Consider the following 10,631-nt stretch of genomic DNA (forward strand, 5'->3'; position numbering starts at 1 on the left):
AGAGCCGGAGACATCAACGGCAGTGATCACAGGAGCATCGTTGGTACCCGTAATGGTGATGGTCATATCCTGCGTAGTTGTGTAATCTCCGTCATTAACGCTGATGGTGTATACTGCTGTAACAACTTCTCCGTCAGCAAAATATTGTGTGAGATCATTATCCAGAGCAAAATCCCAATTCACGGTGCCGCTATTCGCAGCGCTGTCAACACCTGCCCCATTGATGGTTAATGCAGAATCCAATACGGCGCTCAGTTCATCCGAGAGAGTCACACCATCTGCCGCAGTCTTGGTGACCACACTACTCAACGTGACGTCGGATGTATCGGTAGTATCCACATCCGTAAAACTGATTGAACCGCTGTCACGCAGCATCAGCGGATCGCCGGAGGTACTGTCTTCTATTACGGCACCTGTGACATCGGTGGCGGTGATGACCGGCTCGTCGTTGGTGCCGGTGACCGTGATGGTGATGGTTTCGGTATCGGTTGTGCCCTCGCTGTCGGTTGCGGTCACCGTGTACTTGATGGCCAGGGTCTCACCTGTGGAAAGGAAATCGAATGTCTCCGTGCCGGAGTCGAAAACCCAGTTTGCAGTTCCCGTTTCAGTGCTGTCGGGGACGGGTTGGGCCGTGATCGAAAGCATGTTTGTCAGCGCAGTGTTGTCGGGTACGCTGGTATCAGTGCCCATTACATGATCACTGGAATCTTTTTGAGTGACTGATGTCACCTCACGGGTCATGTTCACAACGTCGGTCGTATCCAGGTCACCAATCGTGAACGATCCGTTTGTAGTGAGATCCCCTGAATCTGTCTCGGTAACTCCTGCCGTTGCGGGGCCTCCACTTATTACCGGGAGATCATTGGTCCCGGTGATGGTGAAATCCACATCCGTGGTCCCTGTACCTCCCTGGGAATCCGTTGCCGTTATGGTGTAGCCGAAGGTGATGGTCTCGTCTTTGGCCAGAAAATCCAGATCCGCGTCATCCAGAGAGTAACTCCAATTGGTGTCACCAGGTGCGGCTGCATCGGTGACAGAAACGACACTGAAGCCGGCGACAAGATCGGACGCCAAGGTGCTATCGATGGCGCCACCGCTCCAGGCAATGTTTCCCTTGGATACAAAAGCGATATCAACGACATCATTGAAATCGATGTCATTGAACTCAAGGGTACCGCTGTCGGAAAGATCCTGGGCCGAGGCATCGATGGCTTCGGATACGCCAGTGGTAGCGGTTGTTTCTACGGTTGGGTTGTCGTTGGTGCCGTTGATGGTAACGGTGACGGTTGCGGTGGTGGTCGCGTCGCTGTCGTCCTTGGCTGTGACGGTATAGCTGAAGCTTATTTTTTCACCGGCGGAGAGAAAATCGAGATCCAGGTCGTTGGCCGCGTAGTTCCAGGCAGTGGTTCCCGGAGCAGCTGCGTCGGTCGCCGTCGCGGAGAAGGGGGCGGTTCCCGAACCGGTGGTCAATGCGGTAATGAGATCGGGCTCAAGGCTTCCGGCAGAGGAGTCATCCGCCTTTGTCCACGCGATGTCGTTGTTGTAGCTTGTGGAAATGTCGATCACATCACTGGCATCGACATCATTGAAGATGACCGTTCCTGTCGACGAGAGATCCTGCTCAGCGGCATTTAGTTGTTCGTTGGGCGTATAGCTTCCGGGATCGACGCTCACTGTCGGTAAATCATTGGTGCCGTTGATGGTGATGGTCACCGTTGCAGTATTATATCCCCTAACGCCGTCATGAACCTGGTAGGTGAAGGTGTCAGGCAGGCTTTCGCCAACGGCCAAGGCTTGGACAGCTGAAAGCTCGTTGTTTACCGAGTAGGTATAGGAGCCGTCGCTACTGATAGTAAGGGTTCCATAATCTCCATTGATGGTGGTGTTGGTAGTTACTGCCGTGTAATCGGCATCGGATGCGTCTTTGGCATTGGTTACTACAAGGGAATCAGTCCTCGTGCTTCCTTCAAATATATCCTGGTCACTATCCGCTCCAGCATCTTCAGTGTTCCCCACACCCGTAAGCACGTTGCCGGAAGTCGTTGTTGTGTCTGTAATGGCCTCGCCTTCATCAACGCTGTTGGCATCGTTTACGCCCACCGGCAAGCGATCGATATTAACGGTGATGGTGCCGCTGACCGTTTTTTGGCCCTCGCTGCCCTGATCCTGGCCGAGCCCAACGGTTCCGCTGGTGGTGTTATTGCTGTTTTGGTCGTCAAAAGTGAAATCCAAATCAACATGATCGTAACCAAGATTGCCCGCTGTCGTCACATTATTGCTATAGGTGATGCTGTTTAGGGCTGTATTGACTAATTCTGTGGTGGCACTTGAATTAAAGATAAACTCGAGCGTTCCGTTACTATTGGTGTAGGTCCCGATAGTGGTACCGGAAACCACGATGTTACCACTGGCCTCTGAAATCGAACTTAAGCTGCCGGTGGCGCTGAAAATATCTTCCGCACTGGCTACACCATTTCGGGCAATGGTCAATGTAGAGCCGTTCCAATTGCCGGTAGCGATGCCTTCATTCAAGGCTTCAAGGTCAGGGTCGCTCAGCACGGCATCGGCATCAATTACTACCGCATCACCGGCTTGGATGTAGGTCGTGGCTGATGTGTCATCCAAATTGGTGAGGGTGGGGGCATCGTTAATGCCGACGACGGTAAAGGTCTCGGTGAAGGTACTTCCTGCATCGCTGGAGGTGCTGCCGGTACCAGTTCCTGAGTTGCCGCCATCGTTCAGAGTGACGGTTACCTCTCGGGTTTCATGATCACCCGCCCAAGTGGGGTTTTGGCTGGAACTTGAAAATGCGATCTGACCCAAAAGGGCCTGAGTGGCAGTCGGAGTTGCATATTCCGAATTGAAGCTGATGACCAGATTCGTTTCATTTCCGCCACTGACAGTGCCGATTGTCTGGCTGTTATAGATAACGTTATTGGATCCATCTACGGAGATATTGTTGCCATCTACAATACTTAATGTATCATCAGTGTAATATGCGGTGAGCGCAACAGTCAGGCTGCCGTTATTAAAGTGAGTTGTGTCGACATCGCTAACGTTGATGCCGGTCAGGAACTGTAGCGGCGCAGCATCACCTTCCGTAAACGTTCCGTCAACTGTTGCTGTGAGGTCGGGGGCATCGTTGCTGGGTATCACCGTCACTGTGGATTTGATGCCGATATTGGTTGTGGTATCGGCACCTGAGCCATCGGTGCCGCCATCATCCTGGGCACTGTAGATAGTGACCACACGATCACCGGCGGTGGGATCATCTGAGGTATTTCGATACGCCAATCCGTTGATAAGACCGGCCGCAGTTGTTTCGTCGATGGGAGAAGTAGCGGTATAGGTGACGGTGGCTGTGGTGCCGGAAACCGTGACGCCGATAGAACCGTTTGTACCGCTGCCCGTGGCGTTGTTGGTCAGATTGATCTCCACCCCATCAATGGTAAACTTCTCGGCATCGCCATCAGCCAGACCGGAAACCGTAAAAACCAGCTCGGTGATTTTATCGCCGGTATCAATGGTATCGACCACTGCGGAATCAAAAAGAGATACCGCAGTCGCATCACTTGCGGTTTCAGTTTCTGTAAAATCAGGTGACAGTCCGTTTGCAGTTACTTCGGGCGGATTGTTCTGGTCGGTGATGGTGATGCTTCCGCCGGTCAGGGTTACATCCTGGGCCGTATCACCGGCATCATCGCCGTCGGCATCGATATTTTTTGCATCGTTGATGGTGACGGTATAGGCTCTTTCCCCTGCCGGAGGGTTATCCTGAGTGTTGGAATACTGGATTGCTGCCAGGGCAGCCTTAACCTGGTCAAAGGTGGCGTTAGTAGTAAACGTAATGACAAAGTCGTTCGTGGAATCGATTGCGTTGTTCAGGCTTGAAACACCCTGATCTTCTCCGAACGTGCCGGCGAGTTGGAAGTTGTCGCCCACTACACGGTCTGTCAGGGATATGGTGAGCGATCCGCCGCCAAATACATCATTGCCCAGCGTAGCTGTGGTAGCGGGGTCAACATCGGTCAGAGTAATGCCGGTCAGAAGTGGCTCCCAATCAGTTCCTTGATCTGCTACTGCAGATTCTACAACCGTGCCGCTAAAAAGCGTGGCGATAAATACCGGAGCATCATTTTCCCTGGCCACAGTGACATCAATGGTCACCGCATCATCCGAGACTCGGGATTCACTGGTGTCTGTCGTGGTATTGTACACCAGCGGCGAACCGGCATCAGTGGTGAATGTATCTATCGCTTCGGCTCCCTGACCATCTGCTGTATGTACGGCACCGTCAGCAGCTTGGGCCTCCACAGCGTGAACGCTCAAGGAAGGAAGGTCGCTGCCAGTCAGTCCGGCAGTATTGTCGTTGGAATCAGGGACAAAACGAATTTCCGTATCCCGGGCTACCAGCAGGGCATCGGATGCACTGATCCCGCCAGTTATATTTCCACTTATGGTGCTAAGGGACTGCCAGTCCGGACTTCCGGAAGTGCCCAGGTTGATCTGCCACTCACCAAGCTCCTTATCGTCAAATCCGGCAATGGCGATACCTGAGAGCTGGTTGTTGGTGGCGCTATCCGGATCGCTGAATTTGGTATCCAGCAGATCACCGACAGTGGTTGGGGTGATTGGATCTTCCTCTGAAGTTGTCAGAGTGACTCCGGAGGAAAGGAGAGGGGAGTCATTGGTTGCACTCAGATTGACACCGATGGTGGCCGTTGCATGCAATTCACCGCCGGTGCCCTGGCTGCCCTCTCCAATACCGTTGCCGTCAAAAAACTGCACCTGAATGTCTTTTGAGCCGGTTACCAGTACATCATTGTCATTGGAGTAGGCGATATTGCGCAAAATGGCGTTGACGGCTTCAGAAGATGCGTCCTCATTAAAGGTGATAACCAGCTGACCATCGCTGACACTGTTTTGGGTCAGGGTGCCGACAGCTGTACCGTTATACTTTATAGTGGCCCCATCAGCAAAAAGGGTCACTCCTTCAACGCCTGCCGGTGTACCGGACAGACTGACACCATTGGCGATTGCGATTTCAAACAGATCGCTGGAGTCAAGATCAGTGTTTCCATCGCCATCAATTGCTCCGATTACCAACCGGGCGCCTTCAAAGGTGGCCTCGTCACGGATGGTGAGTTCCACATCCACAATCTGGGCATCTGTGTTTTCATCAGGGTCATCCTCACCGCCATCTCCAGCCAGACTATCCAGAAGAACAGGAGCACCGGCCGCATTGGTCCCGATGGCCTCTGAAAATTCAAGAGCCTCACCCGTTGCGGAGAGGTACAGGATTTCAGGCTGATCGTTGATCTGGGTGATTTCTGCTTCAATATAGTTGGCAGTGTCGTCTTTCCAGCCGATGGCACTTTCTGCATCATCAGGGTCAGCCAGGGCGGAAACATTCACATGAACAGGGGTGCCGGAAGTGGTGAATGTTGTTGTCACGCTGTTATCCACGGCCAGGACTGTCAATTTGCCGGGATTGCCGTCGGGGGTGCTGTTAAAGTCACCCACAGGAACAAAACGGAGCTGGGTGTCGGCAGAGAGCATGAGGGCGTTGTCATTGTCAGGGTCAGAGCTGCCGTCTGCCGGTGTGACATCGTACCAAGTAGTTCCATCCAAAGAGTATTCCCACCAGCCTTCATTTACTCGATCAGCGGCATCCGCAGTGATGGCGATTCCGGCCAAGGATGAGCCGGATAAGGGGACGTCTACATCGCTGAAGTTGTCGGTCATCAGGTCCGCAATAGTACTTCCGGCAGCGTCGGTATCACCTTCGGCCTGGGTTATCAGCCCGTCTCCCTCAAAACTCGGAGGCTGGTTGAGGTTGGTCTTGTTAACGGTAAAAGATAAGGTGTTACTGCTTTTGCTTCCCTGGTCTCCCTGGGCATTATCGGTATTGCCGTCATTGAAGACCATATTAACTTGAATATCACCTTCTTCGTTATCGGCAACGCTATTATAGGCGATAGACTGAAGGACAGCCTGGACGGCGTTCTGATTGGCATATTCCGTAAAGGTGACCACCAGGGTTCCGGAACTGCTGTCGTTGGTGATGGTGGCAACCGGAGAGTCAATGCCGGTATAGCTGATATTGGTACCGCTTACGCTTACGCTTCCGTTATTAATCACTTGGAAGCGATCGGTTTCAACGCTGCCTCCGTCACGGCTTACAGTGACATAGGCGTCATCAAAGTCATCAGTAGCCTGCGGTGCACTGTCCTCGGTGATTTCCTGATCCGTAATACCGATGTCTTGAGCGGTATTGAGAATGACGGAAGTACCCAGGTCGCCGTATCCCGTGCCTTCTGTAAAGGCGATGGTGTCTTCGCCCCCGCTGAGAACCGGTGCATCGTTGCGGGCGTTAATGGTCAGCGAGGCTGTGGCCGGGGTGGTATCTATCGCCTCTGCCTCGTCTTTGGCGCTGAAGGTGAAGCTTACCACCCCGTTGAAGTGCTCATCGGGGTCAAAATACATGTTTGTGGCCTGGGCCACGGTGATGGTGTCGCCTTCGCTGATTTGGGTGTTATCAGAAGCGTACAAGGTACCGTTGTCCGGCAATGTATTGATAACATAATGAGTGAGCTGTGCGTCATCGGCTATGGGATCTTGGCCTGAATCCACATCACTGCCGTCCAGGCTGAAAGTCAGATTGTTATCTTCTGGACCGGAGGCTGTAACCGCTGTCGATTCAGGGATATCATTCACAGGATTGACGGTGATCGCTACGGTATCTGTATCGCTTTTTTCTCCACCGAGGCCGAAGTTACCCTGATCCCGGGTGACGATGGTGAGCTCATCAGGCCCGTAATATTCTGCAACGCCCTTATAACTCAGACCATCCAAAGTAGCATTGATATCGGTTTTGGATCCGGTGATGGTGATGGTGGAATTGCCGCTGTTATCAACCGTTGCCGAGCCGGATGCCGTGGCTGTAAGAGTTCCGTGTTCCACACTCAGGGTGACGACGGCCTCGTAGTCACCACCGTCGGCAATGTCCGGATCATGGATGGTAATGGTGTTATTGTTATCGGAAGAGAAAACGAGCGGGATGTCTTCGTCCACGCTTTGCAAAGTCGGTACGGTGTTGACCGGCACATCATTGACCGCATTCACCGTGACAGAAATGGAGGCAGTGGCCTGTTCGAAAGTTGTGTCGGAGCTTCCGTCACTCGGAAGGGCCGGATTGAAGGTCAGCCCTTCCAGAGTCTCTCCCGAACCGGTCAGATCCGGGTCCGTGCCGGTGTTGCCCCCGTCCTTGACGGTGATATTGATCGTGTCGGTGCCAACAAAGTTTTGATCGCCGGTGTAGGCCAGGGTGGCCAGAGTGGCGTTGATGTCGGCCAGTGTGCCGGTGATGGTCAGGGAGGTTGTATCGTTGCCGTTCAGGGTCGGGACACCGATGTCAGAGTCCGTACCGGAATCAGTGGCAGTCACGTTTAACGTGCCGCTGGTAACGGTAAGTGTGGCCGCCATGTTGTCTGTGGAAGCAAAGTCCGCAATGACGTCTCCGTTTTCATCCACCGCATCCGGGTCATCAATGGTGATGCCGGTGATGGCGATGGCCTGATCTTCCGAACCGCTGAAGGAATCTGTGACTTCGATGGTCGGGGCGTCGTTGATGCCGTCGATTTTGATATTCAAAGTGCCTTGTGGTTCATTTCCACCGCCGGAATCCGAAATGGTGTAGTTGAAAGAATCATCTACTGTGTTTGCATTACTGTCGACTTCAGTGCCATCGTGACGATATACAATTCTATCAGCATTCAATTCCGCCTGCGTGAATACGCTATTGGCTCCAAGAACTACTCCTGTCTCCTGTAAGACATTATCTATGATATCGAGTTTGACTAATTGACCATGATCCACGTTGTCAGTAATACGAAACTGGATCTGATCATCTGTATTATCTACATCAGCAGCATCAAGCAAATCTGAGGTATGAATTGTTTGTTGCTGACCTTCATAGATTGTTGCTGTACCTAAAACTTCCTGAGTTGGATCATCATTGAGATTGATAATTCCTATATTGATCGTTGCAGTATTTGTATCATTTTCTGATACTCCGGAGTCATCCTGGACCTGAACGACAAAGCTGTCGGCTGTTTGTTCGTTGTTTCCGTGAACGTATTTAAGGCGGTTGTCGTTAACCTGGGCTTGGGTGAAAGTGGTTGTAGCCTTGTTGGCCTCGGTGATTTCCGTGTCGAATGTTCCGTCACTGTTGGAGTCCAACCAAAGCGTTCCGTAATCCGGCAGGTCCGTGATGCTCAATGTCAGTGTGTCGGTATAATTCCCCTCAACATTTCTATCCACATCATGGGTTTTGATATAAACCTCATCAATTATGACCTCGTCACCTTCGTCTACTATGACATCATCACCGGAAACCTCCGTTGAAGTATAATCCTGGTTGATATACGGTCGGTCATTAACCGGTGTATCCTGCAAAGTGGCAGTGCCGGACAAAACATTTTCCGACCCATCGGTTACCGTGAAGTTGAAGGTCGCTGTATGATCTTCCCAGCCGTCATGGTCGAATTTGATTTTACCGGCATCCAGATCCGCCTGGGTGAAGGTGTCGTTGACACGTAATTCGCGGACATCATCGTCCAGCTCATCGCCATTATAAATTCCCGTATCAGGGGTTTCATCATAGTAGAGCGTCCCGGGATTGTCCTGCTCATCAGCATCGGGGGTGGTGTCGGGAAGCTGGGTCAGGGTATAGATCAGCTCTGAATCCGGGTTGTCCACATCGCTTGTATCCAAAGCGTCACTGTTGACCTGAACAATTGCTCCTTCGTCGAATCCGGTCTGAGTGCCTGTCGTAAGCACCGGGGCATCATTCTGGGCCAGGACCATGATTGTGACAGTCGAAGTGGCACTGTCCCCATCCTGATCTTCAACCGTGTATGTAAACGATGCGAATCCATTAAAGTTTTCTGCAGGCGTGAAGGTTACTGTATCTCCGTCCAGCACTGCGGTGCCATTGTCTCCGTCTTGAACGGAAATGATATTCAGTGGCAGATCTCCGCTGTCATTGGCGATGAGCTCACCTTCCAAAATCTCAATAGCCGTATCTTCGTTGGTGACGAACTGCTCAGTGCCGGTAGTTACCTGGTTGTCTAACTCCGTGTCCGGATCTGTTCCTGTTCCTGTACCGGGGTTGATGCTTCCACCATCTCCGACTGGACCGCTTGTATCGTATGTTCCATTGGCACCTGCGTCACCTGTATTGTTTATAGTAAATGTAACAGTCAGAGGCGTTTCTGCGCCATCTTCGAAGCTGCCACCTTCTCCGTCGCGAAGCGTGACAGAGAAAGAATCGGAAGCAAGGCTTGTGCCGTCATGTTGGTAAACAAGGAGGCCGCTTGTGATATCACCCAGAGTAAAGGTTGCTCCTGCTCCGACTGGGCTTCCGTCAAGGAAAAGATATCCATAGTCCGGTACGTCATCCAGGCTGAAAACAAGATCAGAATTCTCGGTATCGACATCATCTGCATTCAGTAACGCTGTCGTAATGTTGACATACTCACCTTCGTCAAGGGGAGTGCTTCCTGAAGTTCCTGTTGGATTGTCGTTGACCGGCTGAAGCTCGACGTTGACTGTGGCATCGTGGGACAGGGGATTGGAGCCATCGTCATCAGTCACCCTGATGGTGAAACTGACATCCGGCGGGTTCTCCTGCTCGGAAGAGACGTGCTTGATGGTCAACTGGTCTTTGGTGTCCGCCGAGAAGGTGTATCCTCCATCTGAGTCAACCATTGCCTGGGTGATTTTGGTTTCACCATAGTACAGTTCAGCTTCGCTGCTTGTCGGGAGAGTTACAATTTGGATGGTAAGGTTTGCCGTGTCTGCTGTTTCTGCATCATTGAACGCGGTATTGGGAAAAACAGCCACTCCGGATGCGCCTTCATCCAGCGAGAGATAAATTTTTGTGGTGCTTCCGTCGGCGCTGTTCCATACATGGTCTCCGCTCAAGTAGGGAGCTGTATTGACCGGATTGATGGTGATATCGACAGCAACAGGAGTATCATCGCCGACAACACCGCCTGCGCCGTCGCGCAGGCTGACAGTAAAGGAGTCAGAGAGAACATCTCCGCCGTCATGTGTGTAAACAACAACATTTCCCGCAACCACATGGGCATAGGAAAAGGTTGAACCAATGCCCACAGGTGCACCATTGATAGTTAGATTACCTTCCGTGGGAAGAGATTCTATCTTGAATACCAATTGGGCATTGGTATTGTCCGGATCAGCGACGGAGAGGATGGAATCAGTAAAGCCAAGTGTTTCACCTTCGCCCTGGGTGACTGTCGCTGCGTTGACCGTAAGTTCCGGCGCATCGTTTACAGGCGATACATCGATGGTCAGCGAACGGGCTTCGTTTGTGCCCAGACCGTCCACTTCATCCGTTACCGAGTAACTGACGGTCAGGCTGGAGCCGGTAGCGGACGGCTCTGTGCCGTTGTGGACAAAGGTGATGCGGTTGTTGTCGATGTCGTCCTGAGTAAAGGTATCGTCTACATTCAGTGCTGTGTCGTTGAGTTTGAGGGCACCGGCAGAGGTCGGCAATGCCGTGATAGTGTACACGATATCGGATGCCCCGGCTTCGACGTCTGTTA

The 10,631-nt window shown here is 52.2% G+C and carries 1 protein-coding gene; it reads right to left on the minus strand.

From position 1 onward, the window contains the following. Positions 1-10,631, minus strand: a 10,631-nt coding sequence (locus tag ACY692_RS12885) for a cadherin-like domain-containing protein (RefSeq protein WP_462325782.1), incomplete at both ends; no start/stop codon positions are given.

This window comes from Desulfoplanes sp., from assembly GCF_054921335.1.